Here is a 25,799-nt window from a genome sequence, read left to right on the forward strand (position 1 = left end):
GACCCGACTTATGCCGGCGTCAGGACAAGGCCGCCGTCGCCTTCGTCCACTTTGATCGTCGATCCGTCCTTGACTTCACCTTTCAGGATCAGGTCGGCGAGCGGGTCTTGCAGATATTTTTGCACCGCGCGCTTCAGCGGCCGCGCGCCGTAGACGGGATCGTAGCCTACCCGGCCGAGCCACGCGCGCGCGGCGTCGGTGAGGTCGAGCGTCACCTTGCGATCGTCGAGCAGCTTCTGGACGCGCGCGACCTGAATGTCGACAATGCCGCCCATATGCTGCTGCGCGAGACGGTGGAACAGCACGATCTCGTCGAGCCGGTTCAGGAACTCGGGCCGGAAATGCGCGCGCACCACCTCCATCACCGCGGGTTCGGCCTGTTCGACCGGCGCGTCGTCGGGCAGCGCCGCGATCGCCTGGCTGCCAAGGTTCGAGGTCAGGATGATCAGCGTGTTGGTGAAGTCGACCGTGCGCCCCTGCCCATCGGTCAGCCGCCCGTCGTCGAGCACCTGCAAAAGGATGTTGAACACGTCGCCATGCGCCTTTTCGACCTCGTCGAATAGGACGACCTGATAGGGACGGCGGCGGACGGCTTCGGTCAGAACCCCGCCTTCCTCATAGCCGACATAGCCCGGAGGCGCGCCGATCAGCCGCGACACGGCGTGCTTTTCCATGAATTCGGACATGTCGATGCGGACCATCGCATTGTCGTCGTCGAACAGGAACCGCGCGAGCGCCTTGGTGAGCTCGGTCTTGCCGACGCCCGTTGGGCCGAGGAAGAGGAACGAGCCCAAGGGCCGGTTCGGATCCTGTAGCCCCGCGCGGGCACGGCGGACGGCGGTCGAGACGGCGCGCACGGCTTCGTCCTGACCGATGACGCGCTTGCCGAGCGTCTCCTCCATGCCGAGCAGCTTTTCGCGCTCGCCCTCCATCATCCGGTCGACCGGGATGCCGGTCCAGCGGCTGACCACCGCGGCGATGTCGTCGGCGGTGACTTCCTCGCGCAGCATCGCATTGCCCGCGGCGGCCTCTGCCTCCTCGAGCCGCTTTTCGAGCGCGGGGATCGTGCCGTAGCTGAGCTCGCCCGCACGGCCGAGGTCGCCCGCACGCTGCGCCTGTTCGAGCGCCGAGCGTGCAGCGTCGAGTTCTTCCTTGATCTTCGCCTCGGCGTGGATCTTGTCCTTTTCGGCCTGCCATTTCTGCGTCAGTTCGGCCGACTGCTGTTCAAGATTGGCAAGCTCGGCCTGCAGCGCGGTGAGCCGGTCTTTCGATGCCGCATCGGTCTCCTTGGTCAGCGCCGCTTCCTCGATCTTCATCTGGATGATGCGGCGGTCGAGATTTTCGATCTCCTCGGGCTTCGATTCGACCTCCATGCGGATGCGGCTCGCGGCTTCGTCCATCAGGTCGATCGCCTTGTCGGGCAGGAAGCGGTCAGAGATATAGCGGTTCGACAGCGTCGCCGCAGCGACGATCGCGCCGTCGGTGATGCGCACGCCGTGGTGCAGTTCGTATTTTTCCTTGAGCCCGCGCAGGATCGAGATCGAATCCTCGACCGTCGGTTCGCCGACGAACACCGGCTGGAAGCGCCGCTGAAGCGCGGGGTCTTTCTCGACATATTTGCGATATTCGTCGAGCGTCGTCGCGCCGATGCAGTGAAGTTCGCCGCGCGCGAGCGCCGGCTTCAAGAGGTTCGACGCGTCCATCGCGCCGTCGCCCTTGCCCGCGCCGACGAGCGTGTGCATCTCGTCGATGAACAGGATGATCTCGCCCTCGGCGGACTTCACCTCGTCGAGCACGCCCTTGAGTCGTTCTTCAAACTCGCCGCGATATTTGGCGCCCGCGATCAGTGCGCCCATGTCGAGCGCAAGGAGGCGGCGGTCCTTCAGGCTGTCGGGTACGTCGCCATTGGCGATGCGCAGCGCCAACCCTTCCGCGATGGCGGTCTTGCCGACGCCCGGTTCGCCGATCAGCACGGGGTTGTTCTTGGTGCGGCGCGCGAGGATCTGCACGGTGCGGCGAATTTCCTCGTCGCGGCCGATCACGGGGTCGAGCTTGCCCGACCGCGCGACTTCGGTGAGGTCGCGCGCATATTTCTTGAGCGCTTCGAAACTGTCTTCGGCGCCCGCGCTGTCGGCGGTGCGGCCGCGGCGCAGTTCGTTGATGACAGTGTTGAGCGCGTCGGCCTTCACGCCCGCGTCGGCGAATGCCTTGCCGACCGGAGTCGAGGAGGCGAGGACCATCGCGAGCAGCAGCCGTTCGACGGTGACATAGCCGTCGCCCGCCTTGGTCGCGACCTGTTCGGCCTGATCGAGCAGGCGCACCGCGTCATTGTCGAGCCCCGGCGTCGCCTGCGCGCCCGATCCCGACACGGCGGGAACCTTGGCGAGCAGCGCGTCGATGCCGGCGACCGCGCGCGGCATGTCGCCGCCCGCCCGCTGGATCAGGCCCGCGGCCATGCCTTCATTGTCTTCGAGCAGCGCCTTGGCGATATGCTCGGGACTGATCCGCTGATGGTTCATGCGGATCGCGATCGTCTGCGCCGCCTGCAGAAAGCCCTTGGCGCGATCGGTAAATTTTTCGAGGTTCATGTGGATAAGCCCCTTTCTCGACACCAGAGATAGTGTTGCCCATTTGCAACACAAGAGCATGGCTATTCGCGCCGCAAATTTTCCGCCATGAGGTCGCCCAGTCGCCATAATATATGGAGCGGGAAAGCCGATGCGTAAATTTTTCCTTGGCCTCGTCCTCCTGCTCGTTGCGGTGGCGGTTGGCCTTGCGGCGTGGGATCCCCTGACTGCCGAAGCTTCGCCCGCGCCGGCGTTCCGGCCAACCAATGTGCAGATCGCACGCGACAGGTTCGGGGTGCCGCATATCTTCGGCAAGACCGATGCCGACGTCGCCTATGGCGTCGCCTACGCCCATTCGGAGGATGATTTCGCGACGCTGCAAGAGGTGATCGCGATGACGCGCGGGCGCACCGGCGCGCTGCTTGGTGCCGATGGCGCCAAGATCGATTATGTCGCGCAGCTCCTCGATATCCGCAAGACCGCGGCACGCGACTGGCCGCGCCTGCCCGCCGACGTGCGTGCGCTGTTCACTGCCTATGCCGCAGGTCTCAACCATTATGCCGACAAGCACCCCGACGAGGTGCGCCTGTCGGGGCTGTTCCCGGTGACCGGCGAGGATGTCGTTGCCGGTTTCGTGCTGCGTTCGCCCTTCTTCTTCGGGGTCGATTCGGTGCTGGGGCGCCTGACCGAAGGCAAGCCGTTGTTCCGCGAAGGCGGTCCAGCGCTCGATGCCGTCGGCAAGCTGGTCCCGCGCGAGCTGACCCCGGTCGGCCGCGACCCCGACCATAATGGCTCGAACGGCATGGCGGTGGCGCCGGGCCGGGCCCCCGATGGCGCGACGCGGCTCGTTTCCAATTCGCATCAGCCATGGACCGGCGGGGTCGCCTGGTACGAACTGGTCGTTCATTCGGGCGAAGGGTGGGATTTTGCGGGCGCCAACTTTCCCGGTTCGCCTTACCCTTTCCTTGGCCACAATAAATATCTGGGCTGGACCAACACGGTGAACCGGCCAGACCTGATCGACGTGTACAAGCTGGTGCTCGACGACAGCGGCGAAAAATATCGCTTCGATGGCAAATGGCTGCCGCTGGAAAAGCGGCGCGTGTGGCTGCGCGTCAAATATGGTCCCTTCGTGCTGCCGGTGCCGCAGACCGTGTGGCGATCGGTCCAGGGCCCGGTGATCAAGAATGCCAAGGGTGCCTTTGCCATTCGCTATGCCGGCATGGACCAGTCGGCGATGGTCACCCAATATTATCGGCTGAACAAGGCGAAGAATTTCGCCGAATGGCGCGCGGCCATGGCGGGGCAGGGGGTTCCGGCGACCAACTTCATCTATGCCGATGCCCAAGGCAATATCGGCCTGTTCTACAACGCGATGTTCCCCGACCGCCCGGCGGGTTTCAACTGGCGCGGCGTACTGCCCGGCGACACATCTGCCGACGTCTGGACGAAGTCGCTGCCGTTCGAGCGGGTGCCGGCGCTGGTCAATCCGCGCTCGGGTTTCGTGATGAACGCCAACAATACGCCGTGGGTCGCGGCGGGGCCGGGCAGCGAACTCGATCCGGCGGCCTTTTCGCCGCTGATGGGGATCGAGGACGACATGACCAATCGCGCGGTGCGCCTGATCGACCTGTTCGGGGCGCCAGGACCGATCGATGCCGCGCGGCTGAAGACGATCAAATATGACACCGCCTATGCGAAGAGCGGCTATGCCAAGGTCTGGATCGACCGGCTGCTCGCGCTCGATGCCAAGGGCGATGCGCAGATCGCGGCGGCGCAAGATTTGCTGCGCGCGTGGGACTGGAACCTGGACGGCAAAGGGCAGGGCGATGCGCTGGCGCTGCTTGTGCTGCGCCCGGCGAATGGCAGTCACTATCAGCGCAAGGCCGACCCCGATCCGATGACGGTGCTGCGCGACAGCGCTGTGCATCTTCAGAAATATTTCGGGACGCTCGACCCCGCGCTGGGGACCGTGCTGCGGCTGCGCCATGGCGAAGGTGCCCACCGGGTCGACCTGCCGCTCGATGGCGGCAACGATACGGTGCGGGCTTCGACCCTGTGGGACGTTGAACCCGACGGCCGGCTGAAGGTGCGGCACGGCGACAGCTTCATCATGTTCGTGACGTGGGACAAGGCGGGACGCGTCCATTCGGAATCGGTGCAGCCCTTCGGTGCCGCGACGACGCGACCGGAAAGTCCGCATTACAACGACCAGGCCCCTCTGTTCGTCGCGCATCGGTTGAAGCCGGTGCTTTTCGATCCGGCGGCGCTTCGCGCGAGCGGAGCGCGATTCTATCGGCCTTGAAAGCGCAGCAGAGCTGTCCTAAACCGTTGATACAGTGCCGTCCGGCATGCTCGTCACCGGCGCGTTTCGTGCCCCCGGTTTCAAGAGGATATCCATGACCCGCTTCCATCGCTTTGCCGTCGCCCTGGCCGTATCGACGTCGCTCGTCGCGGCCGGCCCCGCCCTTGCCAAAGCCAAGGAGGCGCAGCCCGCGCCGATTTCCGAACTGGTGAAGGCGGTCGATATTCCGTACCAGAGCTTCACGCTCGACAACGGACTGCGCGTGATCGTGCACGAAGATCACAAGGCGCCGGTCGTCGCGGTGTCGGTCTGGTATCGCGTCGGATCGAAGCACGAACCCGCGGGCAAGACGGGTTTTGCGCATCTGTTCGAACATCTGATGTTCAACGGTTCGGAAAATTCGCCGGGCGACTTCTTTGAACCGCTGCAACAGGTCGGCGCGACCGATTTCAACGGCACGACCAATACCGACCGCACCAACTATTTCGAAACGGTGCCGACCGGCGCGCTCGACCGCGCGCTGTTTCTCGAAAGCGACCGCATGGGCCATCTGCTCGGCGCAGTGACGCAGGAAAAGCTCGATAACCAGCGCGGCGTCGTCCAGAACGAAAAACGCCAGGGCGACAATAATCCCTACGGTCTGCTGCGGTACGAAATCTTCGAAAATCTGTTCCCCAAGGGGCATCCCTATCATCACAGCACCATCGGTTCCATGACCGACCTCAACACGGCGAGCCTTGCCGATGTGAAGAAGTGGTTCAGCGACAATTACGGCCCCAACAATGCCGTGCTCGTGCTGGCGGGCGACATCGACCTTGCCACCGCAAAGACCAAGGTCGCCGAATGGTTCGGCGACATTCCGCGCGGCCCCGAAGTGAAGGCGCCGCAAACCTCTGTTCCGACACTTCCCGCACCGCTCGCCAAGGAGGTCAAGGATCTCATTCCGACCACCCGCATCTACCGCATGTGGGCGATTCCCGGCCTCAACGATCCCGAATCGGTGCCGCTGCAAATGGCGACTGCGGTGCTTGGCGGCCTGTCGTCGTCGCGGCTCGACAATGCGCTCGTCCGCAAGGACCCGGTCGCGGTCAGCGTCGCGGCGTTCGCGCAAACGCTGGAGGATGCAGGCTTTCTGATCGTGCAGGCCGACGTGAAGCCGGGCGTCGACCCCAAGGTCGTCGGCGAAAAGCTTGACGCGCAGATCGCCGATTTCCTGGCGACCGGCCCGACCGCGGACGAATTGCAGCGTGCCGCGGCCAGCTATCTCGGCGGTACGATTTCGGGGCTGGAATCGGTCGGCGGCTTTGGCGGCAAGGCGGTGACGCTCGCGGAGGGCGCGCTCTATTCGAACGATCCCGCCTATTACAAGACCGAGCTCGACCGGCTGGCGAAGGTGACCCCCGAGCAGGCGAAGGCGGTGGCCGACAAATGGATGTCGCGTCCGGCTTTCTCGCTGACCTACTCGCCCGGCGAGCGTACCGAAGGCGGTGAAAATCGTGGCGGGGCCTTCACCGAAGGCAAGCCGGTGGCGGCGGTATCGCCCGACCGTTACTGGAATGCGGCGCTCGGCGACGTCGGGCCTGACACGGGTGTCGGCACGGCGACCTCGATCGCCGATCGTTCGCAGCTTCCAGCGGTGATGGACCTCAAAGCGCTCGAATTTCCGGCGATCGAACGCGCCAAGCTAAAGAACGGAATGGAAGTCGTCTTCGCGCGCCGGACCGCGGTACCGACGGTGCAGGTCGCGGTGAGCTTCGATGCCGGCTATGCCGCCGATCCGCACAATGCGCTCGGCACCCAGTCGTTGATGCTCAGCCTGATGGACGAAGGCACGACGAGCAAGGATTCGATCGCCTTCGCCGAAGCGAAGGAACGCCTCGGCGCCCAGATCGACGGTTCGGCGAACGCCGACGAAACGGTGTTCAGCCTGTTCGCGCTCAAGCCGAACCTCAGCGCGTCGCTGGGCCTGCTCGCCGATTATATCCGTAACCCGGCCTTTGACGGCAAGGAACTGGAGCGGGTGCGCGCGCAGCAGCTCAACCGCCTGAACGCTGAACTCAACAATCCCAATGCGATCGCCAGCCGCGTGCTGATGCCGGTGCTTTACGGCGCCGATCATCCCTATGGCATCCCGCCGTCGGGCCTCGGCAACGAAGCGGCGGTCAAAGCCGCGACGCGCGACCAGCTCGCGGCATTCCACCAGACGTGGATTCGCCCCGACAATGCCCGCATCTTCGTCGTCGGCGACACGACACTGAAAGACGTCACGAAGCAGCTCGACGCCGCTTTCGGCGACTGGAAGGCGCCGAAGACCGCGAAACCCGAAAAGCATTTCGAGATTGCGATTCCGAAGCCGCAGCCGCGCATCCTGCTCGTTGATCGGCCCAAGTCGCCGCAGTCGATCATCATCGCGGGCAAGGTACTCGACGTGAAGGGCGGCGACGATCTGGAAGTACTGCGCCAGGCGAACGATATTTTCGGCGGCAGCTTCCTTTCGCGCTTCAACATGAACCTGCGCGAGACCAAGGGCTGGTCCTATGGCGTGCGCTCGCGCGTTTCGGGCGAAGCCGACCGCGTGACCTGGGTGGCGGTGGCGCCGGTGCAGGCCGACCGCACCGGCGATTCGATCCGCGAATTCCAGAAGGAATTGACCGCGTTCATCGGCGACAAGGGCGTAAACGCCGAAGAGCTGGAACGCACGACGAACGGCAGCGTACGCGAACTGCCGGGCAGCTTCGAGACATCGGGCGACGTGCTCGGCGGCTTGCGTGCGATCGTCAAATATCACCGGCCCGACAATTATTATGAAACGCTGCCGGCGAAATATGAGGCGATGACGGCCGAGGAACTCGATGCTGCGGCGCGCAAGGAGCTGAGTACCGGCGACCTCGTCTATGTCGTCGTCGGGGATGCCGCTGTGGTGAAACCGCAGCTTGACGGATTGGGTCTGCCCGTGGAAACAGCGAAGCCCGCTAACTAACATTAGTTTCAGTAGGAGAGTTTCGATGTCTCAGGTCGATGGCAAATATGACTGCGTTACCAAGTCGCCGATGGGCGACCAGAAGTCGGTTTTCACCGTGAACAGCAACGGCGACAGCTTCACCGGCCAGAATGCCGGCGCGATGGGCTCGCTCGATGTCGAGAATGGCAAGGTCGACGGCAACAAGCTGACGTGGACGATGAACATGAAAGTTCCGATGCCGATGACGCTCGAATGCGAAGCGACGATCGACGGCGACGCGCTGACTGGCACGATCAAGGCCGGCCCGTTCGGTTCGATGGCGATGACGGGCACCCGTCAGGCCTGATCGTCCGGATATCGGAAATGAGAGGGGTCGCTCCGTTGGAGCGGCCCTTTTTTTGTGGACAGATGGGGCGGCATGGACTGCCGACCGCGCCGATGTTGCTGCATTGCATAGCTTTTCGGCGGCGCGGGGCTATCCAAATCCGTGCCGGAGGCGCATAGGCCTTTCGCAATGCACAAAATGACCGAATCCGCCCAGCGGTCCCGCATGCCCGGCGACCGCGAAATGGTGTTCATGATGGCGATGGTCATGGCACTCAATGCGCTCGCCATCGATTCGATGCTCCCCGCGCTCCCCGCGATCGGCGAGGGGCTGGGGGTCGCCGTCGCGAACGACCGGCAATATGTGATTTCGACCTATTTGCTCGGCATCGGCATCGGTTCGCTGTTCTACGGGCCGCTGTCCGATCGCTTCGGCCGCAAGGGCGTGCTGGTGCCCGCCCTGTTCGCCTATGTCGCCTTTTCGATCGGCTGCGGGCTGGCGAACAGTTTCCCGCTGCTGCTCGCGCTGCGCTTCGGGCACGGCATGATCAGTGCAGCGCTCGGCGTGATCGTCGTCGCGGTCATTCGCGACCTCTTTTCGGGCGACGCGATGGCGAAGCGGCTGTCGATGATCTTTCTGGTGTTCATGATCGTTCCCGCGATCGCGCCGACGATGGGCGCGGGGATCACGGCGGTCGCGAACTGGCGCGCTATCTTCATCGTGCTGGCGGTGATGGGCGTCGTGATGCTGCTGTGGCTGCGCCGCCTGCCCGAAACGCTCGATCCGGCCGACATCCGGCCGCTCAATGCGCGCACGATGATCGCGGGCTGGGCGACGGTGACGCGGCACCGCCGGGCGGCGGGCTATATGATCGCGTCCGCGATGATGCAGGGCGCGCTCTATGGCTATCTCAACAGCAGCGAGCAGATCATCGCCGAAGTGTTCGGCGCGCGAAGCTGGTTTCCGCTCGTCTTTGCCTGTGTTGCCGCGGGTATCGCGATCGCCAATTTTTCGAATGCCGCGATCGTCGAGCGCTTCGGTGCGCGGCGCGTGTCGCAGAGCGCGGTCTTTGCCTTCATGGCGACCGCGACGGTACAGATCGTCGTCGCGCTGAGCGGCACCGAGACGTTGTGGATGTTCACCGCGCTGATGATGGTCAACGTCGGGCTGATCGGCTTCATCGGCAGCAATTTCGGGTCGATCGCGATGGAGGATTTCGGCCATATGGCCGGGGTCGCCTCCTCCTATCAGAGCTTCTGCAAGACGCTGTTGGCCGCGGTGATGGGCGCGCTGATCGGGCAGCTTTACAACGGTACGACGCTGCCGCTTGCCTATGCCTTTCTGGTGTCGGGCATTGCCGGGCTGGCGCTGGTCTTCTGGGCCGAGCGCGGCAAGCTGTTCACGCGTCCGGGGACCGCGCCGAAAAGTCCCTATTAAGTTGAGCAAAAGAAAGGGGGCCGAAGCCCCCTTTCCCATTCGCGCGACGATGCCGCATCAGTCGAACGACGGCGCCGGGGGCACTGGCGGCGGCGGCGCATCGGCGTCGTCCTCATGCACCTCGACGATCCCGCGGCCGACGTGGCTGCGACGATAGCCATAGAGAAAATAGAGTACCAAGCCGACGCCACCCCAGACCGGGAGCACCATTTTCGCGTCGAACGGCAGGTTCATGTAGAGACCGAGCGTGCCGAAAATGGCGAGCGGCGATACGACCCACACGAGAGGCGTGCGGAACGGCCGATGCCGGTTGGGTTCCTTTATGCGCAGAATCAGGACCGCGATGGCGACCATGAAAAAGGCGAACAACGTGCCGGAGTTCGAAATATCGGCGAGCTTGCCGACGGGCAGGAAGGCGGCGAAGAAGGCGACCGCGACCCCCGTGATCATCGTGACGACGTGCGGGGTTTTCCACTTGGGGTGAATAGTGGCGAGCTTTTCAGGCAGAAGGCCGTCGCGTGCCATCACGAAGAAGATCCGCGTCTGCCCGAACAGCATGATCAGAATGACCGATGGCAGCGCAAGGAAAGCGGCAAGACCGATGGCATTGCCCAGCGCCGGGTGGCCGATCTCACGCAGAACATGAGCCAGAGCTTCGCGCGAGCAGACAAGCGGTTCGGAGCCGGCAGCGGCGAGCGATGCGCAGCGCGCGGCAAGTTCGCTCGACCCAGGAGCGAGAATTTCGCCTCCGAGGCCTGAAACCGGCTGAGCGCCGACGGTGCCGATCGCGCCCGCTGCCACCGCGAGATAGAACACCGTACAGATAGCAAGCGAAGCGATCAGGCCGATCGGTACATTGCGCTGCGGGTTCTTTGTTTCTTCGGCTGCGGTCGAAACGGCGTCGAAGCCCACATAGGCAAAGAAGATCGAAGCGGCTGCGCCGACGGCGCCAAGCCCGGAAGCCTGACCGAACCAGCCATTGGGCAGGAAGGGTTCGAAGTTCTTCCCCTGCATCATCGGCAGAGTGAGAATGATGAACATCGTGAGGGCCGTTACCTTGATGATGACAAGGACGGCGTTAACGCGCGCGCTTTCGGTCGTGCCGATCATCAGCAGCCAAGTCACGAGCAGTGCGATAACCAGCGCCGGGAGGTTGACGATCCCGCCGGCATAAGGGCCGACGGTCAGCGACATGGGCAATTCTATGCCGGCATTGGATAAGAGCCCCACGAAATAGCCCGACCAACCGACCGACACGGCTGATGCGGCTACCGCATATTCGAGGATCAGCGCCCAGCCGACAGTCCAGGCAAGCAATTCGCCCATGACAGCATAAGTGTAGGTGTAGGCACTACCCGAAACCGGCACCATTGATGCGAGTTCGGAATAGCAGAGCGCCGCCACAACGCAGACCAGCCCCGCGATCACGAAGCTCCACATCATGCCGGGGCCGGCCTTCTGCGCCGCCTCTGCGGTCAAGACGAATATCCCCGTCCCGATGATGGCGCCGATGCCGAGCATCGTGAGCTGAAAGGCACCGAGCGTTCGGTGCAGCGACTTTTTCTCGGCCGTGGCCAAGATGGCGTCGAGCGGTTTGACGCGACCAAATATCATGCAAATATCCCCTTTGAGGCCCCGAACGGGCCCGTCTCCTGGCGGGGCAGACTAACCGCTCCTCGCGGCAGCGCAACTTAATTTCAGAGGTGTGACAGTCCGCTTTACCGCACCGTGAATCGGACGCGGTCGATCATCCGTCCACCGGGGTCGACGAGGGTCAGGATATGGCTTCCGGGGCGCGGCAAAAGCTGTTGGCCCGCGTCGGCGTCGCCGAGCACCGCCTTGTCGAGCAGCAGGCGGTAACCGGCGACGTCGCCGCTGACGATCACCGCCAAGCGCTGCCGGTCGATCGGAATATCGGGATCGAGCGCATAGACGCTGCCGCTGACCGGGCTGGTGATGCGCGGGCGGCGCGCGGCGGCCGGGGCGGCCGCCATTTCGCTTTGCGCGGTGCCGCGCAGGAAATATTCGCGTCGCGGCGGTTCGCGCGTGCCGGGAAGGCTGATCCGCCGCGTTTCGACATTGTCCGGCATCGCCGGCGGTTTGCCTGGCCGGCCCGCGTGGAGCGCGAGCATCACGTCGCGCCAGACCGGCGCCGCGCCCGATGTGCCCGACACTGCGCGCATCGAATCGCCCTCGAGATTGCCGACCCAGACGGCCACTGTGTAGCGATCCGAAAAACCGATACACCAATTGTCGCGCATCCCCTTCGACGTGCCGGTCTTCGCCGCGGCCCAGAAGGGAAGGCGCAGCGCGCTGTCGGCGCCGAAGGCATCGGTGCGCGCCGACGCGTCCGCCAATATGTCGCCGACGATGAAGGCGGCCCCCGGATTGACGATCTGGCGTTCCTCGCCGCGCGGTTCTCCCATGATGAAGTGGACGGGCGACCAGCGGCCGAGATTGGCAAGGGTGCGAAAGGCGTTCGCCTGTTCGACAAGGCTGACTTCTGCCGAGCCGAGGGCAAGGCTGAAGCCATAATATTCGCCGTCCTCGACCAGCCCGTGATAGCCGAGCGCCCAGAGCCGGTCGCGAAATTCCTGCACATCGTCGATGACGAGCGTGCGCACGGCCGGGACGTTGAGCGACGAAGCGAGCGCGCTGCGCACGCTGACCGGCCCCTTGAAGCTGTGATCGTAATTTTTGGGAACATAGAGGCCCGAGGCGGTGTCGAGCTGAACCGGGCTGTCGTCGAGGATCGAGGCGGCGGTCAGCCAGCCATGCTCGATCACCTGCGCGTAAAGATGCGGCTTCAGGGTCGAGCCCGCCTGCCGCCGCGCATTGGCGCCGTCGACCTGCGCCGCGGTCGATTTGAGGCCCACACCGCCGACATAGGCGAGCACCTCGCCGGTCGCATTGTCGAGGACGACGACCGCGCCGTCGCGGACGCGATCGGGGCCGAGCCCGGCGAGTTGGCGCCGCATCGCGACGATCGCGGCGGCTTGAACGTCGCGGTCGATGGTCGAGGTGACGCGCTTGCCCGGTTTGTCGAGCAGGCGCACCGCGAGGTGCGGCGCGAGCGCCGGGTCGTAGCGCGCGGCGCGCTCGCCCGAGGTCAGCACGCCTGCCGCGGCGCGGATCGCGCCGCAATCGGCGGCATGCGCGATGCGGCAGGCGCGTGCACCGAGCGCGTCGGGGCTTGCCGCCGGATTGGGCAGCAGACCCGCGAGCAACGCGGCGTCGGTGCCGCTCATGTCGGCCGGACGCTTGCCGAACAGATTTTCGGCGCCCGCGCCGATTCCCTGAATTTCGCCGCGCAGCGGGACGAGGTTCAGATAAGCTTCGAGCATCTGGTCGTGCGTCCAATGCGCCGCGAGTTCCTGTCCCGCGCGCATCTGGCGCAGCTTGGCGAGCCAGCCGCGCTGGCCGGGCTGTGCGAGTTCGGGCGCCAGAAAGGCGGCAAGCTGCATCGGCAACGTCGAGGCCCCACGCGAGCGTCCGCCGGTCCAGCGGGCGCGTACGGCACTCGCTATCGCCAACCAGTCGACCCCGCCATGCGACCAGAAGCGCTTGTCCTCCGCCGCGACCACCGTGTCGCGCACCGCCGGGTTGATGTCGTTCAGCGGCACCCAGGCAAGGCGGCGGCGCTCGAAATTGACGCGTTCGCTGTCGAGCAATCGCCCCTCGCGGTCGTAAAGCCATGCTTCGCTCGGCTTCCATGCAGCGCGCACCGCATCATAGTCGGGCATCGCCGGCGGGCGCGTAACCAGGTGCGCGGCGGTGGCGAGGACCAGCGCGGCGAGCGCCACCCACGCCAGCATATCGAACCAGCGGCGGCTCGGGGTTGTCGTCATCGATCGAAACGCCTGAAAATCCTCCCCGTGCCAAGGGCATGGGAAGGGGGACCATCCGAAGGATGGTGGAGGGGGCCGCAAGGGTGCGTCAAAAGCCCCTCCGTCAGCGCTGCGCGCTGCCACCGCCCCATCGCTGCGCGACAGGGAGGAACATGTTGGGCCGCAGATCCATCACTGCGCCGCGGCCGCGACCGTCATCGCACCGTTCGGCCACTGGCCGCGGATTGCGGGCGAATACATCGCCTCGACCCGCGTAGGGGGCAGGGTGAAGCGGCCCGAGCCGTTGAGGCGCAGGACATATTCCACCGCATGGGTGCCGGCGGGCATCCAGCCATAAAAGCCGCGCCAGCTGTCGCGGCCCCGCTCGACATAGCTCGGCTGCCAGTTCGATACGGTCGCCTGGGCACCGAGCATCTCGGACTGTCCGCCCAGATTGCCGACGATCGTCGCGCCGGGCGGGACCGGATCGTTGACGACGACCCAGGTGCGGCCCGCACTTGCGACGATTTCGATCCGTACCTTGATCACGTCGCCGCGGGTCAGCCGGTCCTTGTTCGCCGCCTTGACGATGCTGACCGACCGCTTGATCCGGTAGCCGGCGTCGAGCGGTTCCTTGAGCGGGACGGCCGCGCGTACGCTGACCGTCGCCCACGGATTGCCGGTGCCTTCCTGCTTCAGGCTCATCGTCCCGCTGACCAGCGGCAAGCTGAGCGGCGCGGCGTCGGCGGGAAGCGACCAGGTCTGCGCCGCACTGCCGCCGCCGAGCGCGATACGGGTCACGCCGGTGATCGCGCTTGCCGGATTGAGCTCGGCGAAGCGGCGGACCGCAATGGCGCCCCAGGCATTAGCAGGCGTCGTATCCCAATGGCCGCGACGCTGGCGCTGCGCGACGCCGACCATCATCTTGCCGGTGTCCTCTTCCCAGCCCTTGCGGCCGAGCACGGCTTCGAGCGCCTTGATCGCCATTTCGTCGCCGCTGGTCATCATCCACCAGGGCGCCTTCGCGTCGTCGACGAGGTCGAGCCGCGTGCCTTCATAGACAAGCCGCTTGCGCAGTTCGGCTTCGGCCGCGGTGCGCAGCGCTGCGGCGCCGCGGACCCCCGGCGTCCGTTCGATCGCGACGAGCCAGTCGGCAAGCGTGCCGGTCGCCATATCGACGGGCTTGACGTCGATCGCGGCGACGAGCTGTGCGCTCGAGGCATTGTTGCGGGCCAGCGCGGCGAGCGCGGCGATGCGGACCGGGCGCAGATCATAGGGGCCGTAGCCGCGGCGCGTCAGCCGTCCTTCGACGACCGCCTGCAGCGCCTTGATCATCCGTGCCTTGGGCTCTTCGGGGATCGCAAAGCCATTCGCTGCGGTCACCGCCATGACATAGGCGGTAAGCTCGGCCGAACCGTCGAGCCGGTCGTTCGGCCAATAGCGCAGCAGCCCATCCTTATCGAGATAGGTGGGCAGGGCGCCTGCCTGCGCCTGCCAGCGACCGAGGTCGCCGAGCGCGATCGCACGCGAGGTCGATTGTTCGAAGCAATTATAGGGATAGATCGCCATATAATCGCGCACTCCGGCGAGCGGCGGTGCGAGCGTTCCCGCGAGGGTGACATCGACATAGCCGCCGGGCAAGGCGCCCGCGGGCACGCCGATCGGCAGGCTGCTGGTCGAGCCGACGCGAACAAGGCTGGCGGCCCAGGTTTCGATCGGCACCGCCGGTTCGACCTGCTGGTCGAAGACGAGCCGGTCGCGCTGCTTGCCATTTTTCGACACCGCTTCGACCGTCCATTGCAGCGGGCCGGGCTGGGCGGGCGCGGTCATCGACCAGCTGATTGGCACCGCACCGCCCGCCGGGATCGTGACGGTGAGCGGCGGCGCGGTCGCAATTGCGGGCGACAGCGTGGCGTTGGCGACCACCTCCATCGGTTGATCGGTGCCGTTGCGCAGCGTGAACCGCGCATCATAGGTGTCGCCGGTGCGGACAAGGTCGGGCAGGCCGGCAAAGACGCCCAGATCCTGAACGGTGCGGACGCTCGTTTCGCCAGTGCCGAAATATTGGGCGCCGTCGGTCGCGATCGCGACGAGGCGGAAGGCTGAAAGATTGTCGGAAAGCGGCACGTCGACGACGGCGCGGCCTTTGCTGTCGAGCGCGACATGGCCCTTCCACAGCAGCACGGGACGAAAATCCTCGCGCGTCAGGCCGCTGAGGTCGCCGCCCCCGCCGCCGCCGGGCGCCAGCGCCTTGCGGCCATAGTGACGCTTGCCGACGACCTGCATCTGCGCGGTCGAGGTGAGCACGTCGAGCGGGCGTTCGCCCATCATCGCATCGAGGAATTCCCAGCTCTTGTTCGGCGAAAGCTGGAGCAGCGCTTCATCGACCGCCGCAAAGGCGACGTCGGCGCCCGCCGCGGGTTTGCCGTTCGGGGTGCGCACCTCGATCGCGACCTTGGCATTGTCGCGGATCGCATATTTCGCCTTGTCCGCCTTGACCTTGACGTCGAGCTGATGCCCTTCCCAACCCACCTTGATGCGCGCGATGCCGAGGCGATAGCTCGGCTTGGCAAGATCGACGAGCGCGGTCGGCGGCGCGCCTTCGCTATTCTCGATCTTGAAGCCGACGGCGCGCTTCATCTTGCGAAACCAGCTCTCGCCGCCGGTTACGCGGCCGCGCACCGCCATCACCGAAACATAGACGTCGGGTGCATAGGTCGCTGGTAGCTTGACCTTCACAACCGGGTCGGTGCCCTTCAGCGGGACGACGAAGCTCGACAGCACGCCTTCGCGTTCGACGGTGACGAGGCCGGTGGCCTCGCGGAAGGGCATGCGGACCTGGAAGACCGCCGTGTCGCCGGCGGCATAGCGCGGCTTTTCGGCGATCACGTCCATGCGGTCGCCATTGTCACCGCCGAACCACCAATCGTCATCGCCCGCAAGCCAGACCGAACGGACCGCGCGCGCTTCGTTGCCATCGGCATCGACCGTGGTTGCGACCACCGTCACCTCGCCCGACACGCCGGGCGCCATCGCGCAGCTCGCCCGGCCGAGCTTGTCGGTCGTTGCGGTGCAACTGGTGCCGAGCCGGGTCGTGCGCATCTGGTTGTCATAGGCATAGAAGCCGCCGATCAGGCGCCGCCGCGCGGTCAGTATCTCGCGATTGTAGAGCGCAACCTGGATGCGCTGCCCCGCGATCGGCTTGCCGTCGAGATCGAGCGCAATGAATTTGAGCCGCAGGTCGTTGTCGCGCATCAGCCATCCGTCGGTCTTGAGCCCGAGGCGCACCGCCGAGGGGTAGAGCATGATGCCGCGGCGGCTGGTCAGCGTTTCGCCATTGGCATCCTCATAGTCCATCTCGACCGCCATCTGCGTCGGTTCGACGATCGGCTGATCGACGGTGATGCTCGTCTGCGCGCTGCCGTTGGCGTCAAGGACGAGCGGCGTCGAGCGCGCGAGTGGCATGTCGGGTTCGGGCTCGTCGCCGCTGTCGTCGAGCTGGACGATGCCCTCCTTCACCGGCTTGCCGTCGAAATCCCAGTCGCGATAGTCTTCGGGCGGTGACCAGCGCGGGGTGAAATCGGTGCGGATCTCGATCGGCAGATTGGCCGCCGGGCCGCCCGACAAATAGCCGACGAACAGCGACAACGGCACCTGCGTCGGCCGCACTGACGCCGTCTTGGGGCCGGTGATCGCTGCCTTCATCGTCGGCAGGCGATATTCGTCGACGCGGATCGATTCGGACGACCAGATCGTCTTTTCCTCGCCCTTCTTGTCCTTGGTGACGAAGACAAGGTCGTAATCGCCCATCGGCGCCGATGCAGGCACATTCCAGACATTTTCGCCGCTGCCGTTGGCGTCGATCGCGAAGGGCATGTCGAATTCGGTGTCCGAACCGCGATGGACGAGGCGCAGCTTGCCCGTCATCGCCTCGGGTATCGCAAATCCTTGGCCGACCTGTCGGCGCAGAACATGCTTCATGTTGACCGTTTCGCCGGCCTTGACCAGCGAGCGGTCGAACAGGGTGTGCAACAGATCGTCGCGTTCGGACCAGCCATAGGGCAGGTCGAAATCATAGGGACGGATGCCGTCACCCCAATCGGTCAGCGTGAAGCTGTAATCGTCACCCGATCTCGCCGACACCATCAGCGCATGGCCTTCGCTGTTCGCGGGGTCGGCATCCTCTTCGCAGCTCGAATAGGTTTCGGGCTCGGGGAGGCCGGTTGGGAAGGCGAGCCGGCCGGCCTTGTCGGCGGTACCGCGCGCGAGCAGGCGCCCGGTGCAACTGTCGGTGATCCGGACATCGGCGCCGCCCACGGGCAAGCCGGTGTCGAGCGCGGTCACCCAGGCGAGCGAGGATTCGCGGCCCCATTTGAAATGCACCGCCATGTTGGTGACGAGCGCAGCGGTTGCGACATAGCGGGTCGCCTTGCGCCCCAGCAGTGCGGCGCCGAGTTCGGGGCTGGCGATTTCGACGACGTGAAAGCCCTTTTCGGCGAGCGGGATGCCGACGACCTCGAACTCCTTGCCGCCACCCGGCGGGGTCAGTTGCAGGTCGCGCCGCTCGCCGCCTGCGGGGGCGCCATCGAATACCGACGTCGTGCCGGTGTAATTGACGCTGATATCCTCGCCCTTCGCGTTCTTCTCATCGCGAAAGTCGGTCTTGCCGGCATCCTCGACGCGCTTCAGCCAGCGCGCGACCGCGGCATCGTCATCGCCGACGCGCAGGGTCGCGGCGGGCATCTTGAGCCCGCGCTGGACCAGCGAGGCTTCCACCCCGCGCACGGTAACCGGCAGGACGCCGCCCTCGCTTGCCTCCAATATGCCGAAGTCGGCCGCGAACTTGACCAGCGGCGGGGCGCGGTCGATGTGGAATTTCAGCGGAAAGTTCGACTGATTCTGCAGCGCACGGCCGCTCTGATCGCGAATGTCGGCGGGCAGCACGATCGTCGCGTCGACATTCTGCGGCAGCGGCCCCGCAAAGCGCACCTGCGTCAGCCAGGCATCGTTCTTGTCGTCGTCGCTCGCTTTGGGCGTCAGCTGTTTGCCGTCAGAGGTCTTCAGCGTCGCGGCGAGCGCGGCCGCGCGCGCGACCGGAGCAGCGAAGCTCAGCACGACATCCTTGATCGGGTTGCAGCCCGCCTGCGGATTGACGCGGCTGCACGCCATCTTGGCGGTGAAAGCGGGGCGCACATCATAGTCGAAGCGCTGATCGCGGCCGGCGGTACGGCTCGGCGCACCAAGCTGGGCGATGCGGGCATCCCAGACGAGCGCCATTTCGCGGCCGGGGGGCAGCGGACGGCGGCATTTGACCGGGACGATCCGGTCGAGCATCGCTTCGCGATCGGCGCCTGCTGCGGGCAGCCGCAGCGGCAGGCCGGCATCGTAGCTGAACTGCTGTCGCCGCCAGTCGCCGTCGCCGACGCCGGTCAGGATTTCGGTGGTCGTTTCGCGCGGCAGCACGTCGAGCGGAATCTTCTCTCCGATGCCATCGACGGCGCAATAGCCATAGCGGCCCACCGAGGCGCGATCGGCCGCGACGTTGGTGGCGACGAGGAATATCTGGTCTTCCTCGATCCCGTCATAGCGGTCGCCCGACAGGACGGCGCGCGCCGACGGACCGCCGGTGTCGATCTCGAACCGGTCGTTGCCGACGACGCTGACGCCGCGCGCCGTGCGCAGGTCGGCGCGCAGTTCGACATGGCAGCTGACACCGCCGGGGAGCGATTTGGCAAATTCCAGAACCCATGTGCGCGTATCGACCCAGCGTCCGGTCGACGGCACTTTGCAGTCGTTCGTCGCGGGTGCCTTGGCGCGCGGATCGCCGAGCGGCACCATGTCTTCGGAAAAGCGCAGGGTGAAACGGCTGATCGTGCCGTCGCCGTTTCCGGCGCTGCCCGGCGTGGCGAGCGTGACCTGCGGGACGGTGTCGCCGCCAGCGGCCGCAAGCGCAACCGCGACGGGCACGATGAGCGCGAATCGCATCTTGCCGGCCAGCCGGTTCGCCAGCCCACGCCATCCCGTCATCATCGAGTCGTCTCCCCGTCTGGACCCGTCATTATCCTGCTGGAAACAGGTGCAACTGTCCAGCATGCCCCGCGTACCGGTCCCGCCTAGCCGGAGGGCGGGGCGCCGCTGTGACACGGGTCACAGCAGCATGGGAAAGCTCAGCGCGCGAGCATCGGTCCGAGCCACTGGCCGCCGAAAATATGGACGTGGAGATGCGGCACTTCCTGCCCGCCATGGCCGCCGATGTTGGCGAGCAGGCGGTAGCCGGGTTCGACGAGCTGCCGGTCGCGGGCCACCTTGCCGACGGCGCGGATGAAACCCGCGATTTCGGCATCGCTGGCGCGTGCCGAAAAATCGTCCCAGCTGACATAGGCGCCCTTGGGAATCACGAGGATGTGGAGCGGCGCCTGCGGATTGATGTCGTGAAAGGCGAAAGCGAACTCGTCTTCATAGACGGGTTTCGACGGCAGATCGCCACGCAGGATGCGCGCGAAGATATTATTCTCGTCATAGGGCAGGGTGGCGTCGATGGGCATGGGGACTCCTGGGTTCGTACCGGTTGTGGCTCACAGCTATGGCGCGCGCGCGGCCTTTTCGGCGTGGCCCGAAATGCCGTGGCGGCGGGCGAGTTCGGCGGCGACGGCATCCCAGCCGATGCCGCGTTCGGCCAGCAGGACGGTCAGGTGAAAGACGAGGTCGGCGGCCTCGCCGGTCAGCGCCGCATCGTCCTCGGTCAGCGCTGCGATCACCGTTTCGGTCGCTTCTTCGCCCAGTTTTTGCGCGATCTTTCCGCGCCCCTTGGCGGCGAGGCTGGCGACGTAGGAGGCGCCGGCGTCGCCCGCGGCCAGGCGCGCGCGCACCACGGCCTCAAGCAGCGTCAAGGCATCGCCGATCGCGCCATCCCGTTCCTGCGTCATTCGCCCACTCCTCCGGTGCCATGGCCGTTGCAGACCGCCTAGCGAGGGAATGGACGCTGGACAAGGCGGCGCGGCTCTGGTCAAGCGCCGGCATGGCCGATGTCAAATTGCATCCCGACTGGCTCGCGCGCATCGGTGGCGAGTTCGACCAGCCCTATATGGCGCAGCTCAAGGCCTTTCTGGGCGACCAGCGCGCGAAGGGGAAGACAATCTTTCCCCGCCCCCGCGACTGGTTCGCCGCGCTTGATGCGACGCCGCCGCAGGACGTCCGCGTCGTCATCCTGGGACAGGATCCCTATCATGGGCTCGGACAGGCGCACGGGCTGTGCTTTTCGGTCCAGCCGGGCGTGCGCACGCCGCCCAGCCTCGTCAACATCTACAAGGAAATGGCGAGCGACCTCGGCATCCCGCCCGCGCGGCACGGATATCTGAAGCATTGGGCCGAACAAGGCGTGTTGCTGCTCAACAATGTGCTGACGGTCGAAAGCGGGCAGGCGGCGTCGCATCAGGGCAAGGGGTGGGAGAAGTTCACCGACGCCGCGGTCGCAGCGGTCGCTGCCGACCCCGCGCCCAAGGTCTTCATCCTGTGGGGCAGCCATGCGCAGCGCAAGGCGGCGAACGTGCCGGGACTGGGCGCCGACGGCCCGCACCTGATCCTGCGCGCACCGCATCCGTCGCCCTTGTCGGCGCATAACGGCTTTTTCGGGTCGCGGCCGTTCAGCCAGGCGAATGCCTTTCTGGAGGCGCACGGCCGGGGCGCGATCGACTGGCGGCTGCCCGACCCGGTCGACCCGCCGGTCGTATGAGCATCCTTGCCGATCCGCTGACGCTCGCGGTGCTGATCGTCGCGGTCATCCTGCTCGGCATGGCGAAGGGCGGGCTGGCCGGGGTCGGCGCGCTCGCAACACCGCTGGCGGCGCTGGTGCTGCCGCCGGCCACCGCGGCGGCTTTGTTGCTGCCGATCCTGATCGTGCAGGACGTCATCAGCGTGTGGTCGTTTCGCAAGACGTGGGACGGCTGGGTCATCGGCTGGATGCTCCCCGGCGCGGCGGTGGGCGTTGCGGCGGGATATTATTATGCCGACCGCGTCGATGAGGCGCAGTTGATGGCGGCGCTCGGTGCGATCACGCTCGCCTTCGGCCTCTATCGCCTGTGGGTCGAACGCGGCGGACGCATCGTCGCGGCGTCGCGCTCGCCGGGCTGGGTGGGGACGCTGTTCGGCGGGCTGATGGGGTTCACCAGCCAGATCGCGCATGCCGGCGGCCCGCCGTTCCAGATGTGGGTGACGCCGCGCAAGCTGCCTCACCTCAGCTTTATCGGGACCAGCGCCATCCTGTTCGCGATCGTCAACTGGATGAAGGTTCCCGCCTATCTGGCGCTCGGCGCTTTCCCGCACGAGGTGATCGTCGCGGCCCTGCTCCTGATGCCGCTGGCGATCGTCGCGACGCTGCTGACGGTGCGCTGGCTGAAGCGGATCGACGGCGCACGCTTCTATGTGATCATCTACGGGTTGATGGTCTTGTTGGGTGCGAAGCTGTTGTGGGACGGGGTTGCCGGATGAGTGGGGTGCCGACGATCCTGGTCGACGCCGACGCCTGCCCGGTGAAGGACGAAATCTACCGCGTCGCCTGGCGCCACGAAGTCCCGGTGAAGGTCGTCAGCAACAGCCGTCTGCGCGTCCCCGACCACCCGCTGATCGAGCGGATAACCGTGTCCGACGGTTTCGATGCTGCCGACGACTGGATCGCGGCGGAGGCCGATGCGCTCAGCATCGTCGTCACGGCCGATATCCTGCTCGCCGACCGCGCGCTCAAGGCGGGGGCAACCGTGTTGGCGCCGAATGGCAAGCCGTTCACTACAGCCTCGATCGGACCGGCCATCGCGACGCGCGCGATCATGGCCGATCTGCGTGCCGGCATGGGCGCCGGGATCGGCGGTCCGCCACCCTTTTCAAAGGCCGACCGCTCGCAATTCCTGCAAGCGCTCGACGCTGCACTCGTCCGGTTGAGCCGCGCGGGGTAGTGCGTTGCCGGGCTTGACCCGCACCGCGACCCTGCGCATCTTGCCCTCATGGCGCGCAATTACAGCAGTTTTGCGGAATTCTGGCCCTTCTACCTGCGCGAGCATAGCAAGCCGCGCACGCGGGCGCTGCACTATGTGGGGACATCGCTCGTCGTGCTGCTGGCGGTAGCCGCGCTTGCGACCGGGCGCTGGTGGTTGTTCGCTGCGCTTCCTGTCGCGGGCTATGCCTTTGCCTGGGCGGCGCATTTCGGGGTCGAGAAGAATCGCCCGGCGACCTTTACCTATCCCTTGTGGAGCCTCGCCGCCGATTTTCGCATGTGGGCGCTGTGGCTGACCGGCCGGTTGGGCCGCGAGCTCGACGAGGCCGGTGTTGCCCGCTGATCCGGAACCATCGCGGCGCTGCGGGCTTCCTGCAAAGAGAGAGCCATCAGAAGGAGCAAAGCGATGACGGTCAACAGCGGTTCGGCGCGGTACGAAGGGTTCGGCAAGGACGGCAAGGGGCATATCTGGACGGCGCGCGGCGCGCTCGATGCGCAGCCCTATGGCTTTGCTTCGCGCTTCGAGGACGGGCCCGGCACCAATCCCGAAGAGCTGATCGCGGCGGCGCATGCGTCCTGCTTCACGATGGCGCTGTCCTTCGCACTGGCACGGGCAGGGTTCAGCGACGGGCAGATCGATACCAAGGCCGATGTGACGCTCGACAAGGATGGCGACGGCTTTGCAGTGACCAAATCGGCACTGACGCTGACGGCGCGGGTGCCGGGGATCGAGGCGGACCGTTTTGCGGCCATCGCCGCCGATGCGAAGGCCAATTGCCCCATCTCGAAGCTTTTGAACTGCGAAATCACGCTTGAACACACGCTCGAGAATTGAGGCGGTGCGCCGGGCCGGCACAGGCCGGCCCGGCGGAGACGCTTAGCGACAGCGCACGTCGTCCTTCTTGCTGCCGCGGTCGATCGCATTGCCCGCGACCGCCCCGCCTATGGCGCCAATCACCGTGCCCAGCGTCTTCGAATCGCCCGGCGCGATGACGTTGCCGAGGACGCCGCCCGCGATGCCGCCGACGATCAGCCCGGTGGTGCCGTCGGAGCGGCGGCAATAATATTTGCCGTCGCGGCCGCGATAGATGCGGTCGCCATCAGACATCCGGCGTTCGCGGTAGCGCCGGTCGTTCCGGTAATAATTGTCGGCATAATAGCCGCCGTAGCGCGGATCGGGATTGTTCCAGTCGTAGCGGCCGTAGCGGTCGTGATAGCTGTTGTCGTAATAGCCATAGCCGCCATCGTCATAGCCATAGCTGCCGGTCGAGGCGCAGCCCGCCAGCGCGGTCGCCGCGGCGAGGGGGGCGAGGGTGAGCATCGTTGCTTTTTTCATATCGTCTCTCCTGACCTGTCGGGGGGAAGGCCGGGGGACGGCCGGGTGGAGCGCAGGTCTTCCGTCATAGAAGACCCGCGAATGCCTCCAGTGGTTCCGTCGCGGGCCGGAGCGGCCGCCTTGACTCGGCGGCGGCGAGGGCGCCTATTCGCTGCTGAAAACAGGAACGGTTGGAGAGAGATGCCATGAACGTCGCCGCGTCGCCGCGCAGTTTTGCTCGCCTGAAAGTCACGCCGATGACCCCGTCGATCGGCGCCGAGATCGATGGAATCGACCTGTCGGCTGAGCAGGATGACGAGACGATCGCCGAAATCCGCGCCGCGCTGCTGGCACATAAGGTGATCTTCTTTCGCAACCAGTTCATCACCGCGCAGCAGCATATCGCCTTTGCCCGCCGCTTCGGGACGTTGGAGATTCACCCCGCGACGCCCAAGGACCAGCCCGATCCCGAAGTGCTGCACATCGCCTATGGCCCCGATTCGAAGGGGCAGGAGAATGCGTGGCATTCGGACGTCACCTGGCGCGCCGAACCGTCGCTGGGGTCGATCCTGCGCGCGGTCGAGGTGCCGCCCGTCGGCGGCGACACGCTGTTCGCCGACATGGGCGCCGCCTTTCGCGGCCTGTCGCCGGCGATGCAGGACTGGTGCCGCGGCCTGACCGCCGTTCACGACATCGCCCGCGTCTTTGCCCGCCGACTGGGCAAGCGGCCCGAGGAACTGCACGACCAATATCCGCCGCAGCGCCACCCGGTGGTACGCACCCACCCCGAAACCGGCGAGCAGGCGCTATACGTCAACACCGCCTTTACCAGCCATATCGAGGGGCTGATCGAGAAGGAGAGCGATTGGCTGCTGACGCATCTCTACGCGCAGGCGGCCATACCCGAATATCAGTGCCGCTTTCGCTGGGAGGCGGGGTCGGTCGCCTTTTGGGACAATCGCGCCGGCCAGCATTATGCGGCATCCGACTATTTCCCCGCGGTGCGCCGGATGGAGCGGGTGACGATCGCCGGCGACCGGCCCTTCTACAAGGACGAGCGCCCGAGCAGCTGATCCCGGCGGCGCCGCGGCCCCTCCCGCCCGGTCAGTCGATGATCACATCCTTCCCCTCGGCCTTCAGCTGGGCGAGGCCGTCCTTCATCGCGGCGAGAACGTCGGGCGGGTGCGGGGTCCAGCTTTCGACTTCGCCGACGATGCGCAGCGGTGCGCGGCTGCGATAGCTGCGCGTCGGGTTGCCGGGAAATTTCTTGTCGGTGAGATTGGGATCGTCGAACCAGTCGCCGGTCGGTGCGACGATGTAGATGCGCTCGCGGCCGTCACCTGCGGCGAGCTCGCAGCCCCAGATCGCGGATTCCAGCGCGGCGGAGAAATAGATCCACGATAGCGGCTTTTCCGTGCCGTAATTGCTGGTCCAACCCGCGGCGAGCAGGTCGCCGACGGCCAGATCGGCGCGGGTGCCGTGATAGAAGGTTGCGCCCTTTTCGGGGCCGCCGGGTTCGGGGACGGTGGGAGCGGTGTCATTCATTCGGGCCCGCTTTGCCATAACTTGTCAAACTTGTCACCTCCGGGCCTTTGAAATCAGTCACTTGGTTCCGCGCCATCGCGGTCGTCGGCAGCCGGGCCGGGCAGGCGCAGCGGGTCGGCGGGCGGCGGGTCGGCGGGCACGCCGATCCGCGCGAGCGCCTCGGCCAGCCGGGCTTCGGCAGCGTCACCATCGGCAATCGCGGCGCCGCGGCCTGTGTCGCCTGACCCTGCGGCGCCAAAGCGATGGGGGCGCGCGTGCGCATCAGGAACATCGCGACCCGTTCGAGATATTCGCGCCGCGCGCCCACCTGTTCGCCCTTGTAAAATATGCGAACGGGCATGCTGTGGACCGCGCGAGCTAGCGCGGCGTCGACCAGCCGCCGCATCCCGCAATCGGTCGCGGCATCCCACGCATGGCGGAACGCATGGGCATCGGGGCGGCGGCGGAGGTTATAGGCCGACGTCGCCGACAGCCCGACGCTGCATCGGTCACGCAGGCCGTTGCGGCGAGCGGCTCGATAAACTTGCGCT

19 protein-coding genes are annotated in these 25,799 nt (G+C 65.9%); 11 read left to right on the forward strand and 8 right to left on the reverse strand.

What is annotated here, in order from left to right; genetic code table 11:
- Positions 1–8: 8 nt before the first annotated feature.
- Complete coding sequence (gene clpB, locus L0963_RS01470; protein WP_186402893.1) at positions 9–2,588, reverse strand: ATP-dependent chaperone ClpB; 2,580 nt, start codon at positions 2,586–2,588, stop codon at positions 9–11.
- Between the two features lie 130 nt (positions 2,589–2,718).
- Between clpB and L0963_RS01475 the strand changes: the two genes are divergently transcribed.
- From L0963_RS01475 to L0963_RS01490, 4 genes are all read left to right on the forward strand, one after another.
- Positions 2,719–4,872 (forward strand): acylase, encoded by a 2,154-nt coding sequence (locus L0963_RS01475; RefSeq protein ID WP_186402894.1) that lies wholly within the window; start codon positions 2,719–2,721, stop codon positions 4,870–4,872.
- A 94-nt stretch (positions 4,873–4,966) separates the two neighbouring features.
- Positions 4,967–7,852 (forward strand): M16 family metallopeptidase, encoded by a 2,886-nt coding sequence (locus tag L0963_RS01480; RefSeq protein ID WP_186402895.1) that lies wholly within the window; start codon positions 4,967–4,969, stop codon positions 7,850–7,852.
- Between the two features lie 25 nt (positions 7,853–7,877).
- Entirely contained in the window at positions 7,878–8,180 is a 303-nt protein-coding gene (locus L0963_RS01485; protein ID WP_186402896.1) for a hypothetical protein, read from the forward strand.
- A gap of 204 nt (positions 8,181–8,384) precedes the next feature.
- Positions 8,385–9,596: a multidrug effflux MFS transporter gene (locus tag L0963_RS01490; protein WP_234178499.1), complete on the forward strand. Its 1,212-nt coding sequence runs from the start codon at positions 8,385–8,387 to the stop codon at positions 9,594–9,596.
- Positions 9,597–9,653: 57 nt separating this feature from the next.
- Here L0963_RS01490 and L0963_RS01495 read toward each other — a convergent pair whose 3' ends face one another.
- The 5 genes from L0963_RS01495 to L0963_RS01515 all read right to left on the reverse strand — a co-directional run bounded on the left by L0963_RS01495 (position 9,654) and on the right by L0963_RS01515 (position 20,349).
- Complete coding sequence (locus L0963_RS01495) at positions 9,654–11,210, reverse strand: amino acid permease (RefSeq protein WP_062901737.1); 1,557 nt, start codon at positions 11,208–11,210, stop codon at positions 9,654–9,656.
- 104 nt (positions 11,211–11,314) lie between these two features.
- Positions 11,315–13,444 carry a penicillin-binding protein 1C gene (gene pbpC, locus L0963_RS01500; RefSeq protein ID WP_062901738.1) on the reverse strand — a complete coding sequence of 710 codons (2,130 nt, stop codon included), beginning with the start codon at positions 13,442–13,444 and terminating at the stop codon, positions 11,315–11,317.
- A 171-nt stretch (positions 13,445–13,615) separates the two neighbouring features.
- Positions 13,616–19,453: an alpha-2-macroglobulin family protein gene (locus L0963_RS01505; RefSeq protein WP_217372705.1), complete on the reverse strand. Its 5,838-nt coding sequence runs from the start codon at positions 19,451–19,453 to the stop codon at positions 13,616–13,618.
- Between the two features lie 137 nt (positions 19,454–19,590).
- A complete protein-coding gene (locus tag L0963_RS01510) occupies positions 19,591–19,968 on the reverse strand; it encodes a histidine triad nucleotide-binding protein (protein ID WP_186402899.1) in 378 nt (125 codons plus the stop codon).
- Between the two features lie 36 nt (positions 19,969–20,004).
- A complete protein-coding gene (locus tag L0963_RS01515) occupies positions 20,005–20,349 on the reverse strand; it encodes a phosphoribosyl-ATP diphosphatase (protein ID WP_062901739.1) in 345 nt (114 codons plus the stop codon).
- Positions 20,350–20,441: 92 nt separating this feature from the next.
- Here L0963_RS01515 and ung point away from each other — a divergent pair, with 92 nt between their 5' ends.
- The 5 genes from ung (at position 20,442) to L0963_RS01540 (ending at position 23,244) form a co-directional block, all read left to right on the forward strand.
- Positions 20,442–21,155, forward strand: coding sequence for a uracil-DNA glycosylase (ung, locus tag L0963_RS01520; RefSeq protein WP_186402900.1), 714 nt, complete (start codon positions 20,442–20,444; stop codon positions 21,153–21,155).
- The gene (locus tag L0963_RS01525; RefSeq protein ID WP_186402901.1) at positions 21,152–21,910 is read left to right on the forward strand and encodes a sulfite exporter TauE/SafE family protein; all 759 of its coding nucleotides are present in this window, start codon (positions 21,152–21,154) and stop codon (positions 21,908–21,910) included. Before ung ends, L0963_RS01525 begins: the two co-directional genes overlap by 4 nt.
- The gene (locus tag L0963_RS01530) at positions 21,907–22,371 is read left to right on the forward strand and encodes a YaiI/YqxD family protein (protein WP_186402902.1); all 465 of its coding nucleotides are present in this window, start codon (positions 21,907–21,909) and stop codon (positions 22,369–22,371) included. Before L0963_RS01525 ends, L0963_RS01530 begins: the two co-directional genes overlap by 4 nt.
- Before the next feature lie 48 nt (positions 22,372–22,419).
- The gene (locus L0963_RS01535; RefSeq protein WP_186402903.1) at positions 22,420–22,752 is read left to right on the forward strand and encodes a DUF962 domain-containing protein; all 333 of its coding nucleotides are present in this window, start codon (positions 22,420–22,422) and stop codon (positions 22,750–22,752) included.
- Between the two features lie 63 nt (positions 22,753–22,815).
- Positions 22,816–23,244: an OsmC family protein gene (locus L0963_RS01540; protein ID WP_062901743.1), complete on the forward strand. Its 429-nt coding sequence runs from the start codon at positions 22,816–22,818 to the stop codon at positions 23,242–23,244.
- 42 nt (positions 23,245–23,286) lie between these two features.
- Here the strand turns inward: L0963_RS01540 and L0963_RS01545 are convergent, their stop codons facing one another.
- A complete protein-coding gene (locus L0963_RS01545) occupies positions 23,287–23,745 on the reverse strand; it encodes a glycine zipper 2TM domain-containing protein (protein ID WP_062901744.1) in 459 nt (152 codons plus the stop codon).
- 185 nt (positions 23,746–23,930) lie between these two features.
- On the opposite strand from L0963_RS01545, the gene L0963_RS01550 reads away from it, so the two are divergent.
- Positions 23,931–24,797, forward strand: a complete 867-nt coding sequence (locus L0963_RS01550) for a TauD/TfdA dioxygenase family protein (protein ID WP_217372704.1) — start codon at positions 23,931–23,933, stop codon at positions 24,795–24,797.
- Positions 24,798–24,828: 31 nt separating this feature from the next.
- On the opposite strand, the gene arr is transcribed toward L0963_RS01550, so the two are convergent.
- Complete coding sequence (arr, locus tag L0963_RS01555) at positions 24,829–25,269, reverse strand: NAD(+)--rifampin ADP-ribosyltransferase (RefSeq protein WP_062901746.1); 441 nt, start codon at positions 25,267–25,269, stop codon at positions 24,829–24,831.
- Between the two features lie 47 nt (positions 25,270–25,316).
- Between arr and L0963_RS01560 the strand changes: the two genes are divergently transcribed.
- Positions 25,317–25,493, forward strand: a complete 177-nt coding sequence (locus L0963_RS01560) for a hypothetical protein (RefSeq protein WP_186402905.1) — start codon at positions 25,317–25,319, stop codon at positions 25,491–25,493.
- The last annotated feature ends 306 nt before the right edge of the window (positions 25,494–25,799 follow it).

Source organism: Sphingopyxis sp. NFH-91 (assembly GCF_021401285.1).
Lineage (GTDB): Bacteria > Pseudomonadota > Alphaproteobacteria > Sphingomonadales > Sphingomonadaceae > Sphingopyxis > Sphingopyxis terrae_A.